Origin of the sequence: Massilia genomosp. 1, assembly GCF_011682185.1 — a bacterium.
Classification (GTDB): Bacteria; Pseudomonadota; Gammaproteobacteria; order Burkholderiales; family Burkholderiaceae_D; genus Telluria_A; species Telluria_A rubra.
This window is the reverse complement of record NZ_WHJF01000313.1, coordinates 1-1,028: the sequence shown is the minus strand read 5'-3', so window position 1 is coordinate 1,028 and position 1,028 is coordinate 1. Positions and strand designations below refer to the sequence as shown.

Annotated in this window: 1 protein-coding gene; it reads right to left on the bottom strand. The window is 47.9% G+C overall.

Features of this window, described 5'->3' with window-relative positions:
* Positions 1–809: 809 nt before the first annotated feature.
* The coding region (locus tag F1735_RS36015) for a hypothetical protein (RefSeq protein ID WP_222853178.1) at positions 810–1,028 on the bottom strand (219 nt) is incomplete at its 5' end.

Here is a 1,028-nt window from a genome sequence, read left to right as displayed (position 1 = left end):
ATTTCTGCACCATCCGCTCCTGCCTTGACACGCTACGCAAACAAGGTCACAGCATGTTGGACGTACTGCGCCGGGCATTTGCTGGCGATCCAATTGCGCCAGCCGCGTAGCGGCTGAACAGTTACTCGACGATAATCGACTGCATATTTCATGGTTTCTGTCGCATTGTTGAACGAACGACGGAATTTTCCTGGAGCGGCACGATGGCCCTCAAACTGGACGGACCATTCAGAATCACATCGAGAGGAAATCGCATCCCTTTGAAGTTGAGCATGTCGATTCGTCTTAGATTCGGGCGCCGCAACTTATATGATTGTCCGGCTGACGTTCGCTAATGCAACAGAACCATCTATAATATGTTCGCTAAATCCGCCGTTTACCAGATGCCGAGCATAGTGCTTCCAATTATCGCTGTAGTAGCACAGTATGAAGACAAAAAACCTCAAGGGGCGAAGTCCCCTGCAAAAAAATAACCCATCTACAGTGCGCAAATTATTCACCAGCACTCAGATATAGGAACGCCAGATGAACATCGATTATATGCCAGTTCCCGAAATGGTTTGTCCTCAATGCGGAGCTAGCAAATGGCGACATTTCGATATACCTGGTAACACCCGCTTACAACATCAATTGTTGCGAAACGGAAAAATACTCATCACTGCAAGCGTCTCTGGATTTATTGCGGCAGGCTACCTTCTCATTCTTCCCGCTCTGCAGGCGCTTGGATTTATTGCTATTGGAGTACTTTTGTGCCTCGCGCCATCGATCTTCCTTGTACTTCGATTGAGCCAACATATCAGGTCGACACTTCATTTGTGCGAAAGTTGCGGTTTTTTCAGCTCTGAATAACTTTGCGGCTGGGCCACTCCCAACCAGCCAGTAATCGGCAGCGTTCCTGCGTACGGAAATTTGCAAGCTAGTTGTCGCCTAAATACGATTTTTACGCTGCTTTTTTGAGTGCTTGATTTTTCTCCTTTTTGGTGACGGCTTCCGTGACACTTTTTTCGGGATTGAGGTGTACCGTCGTC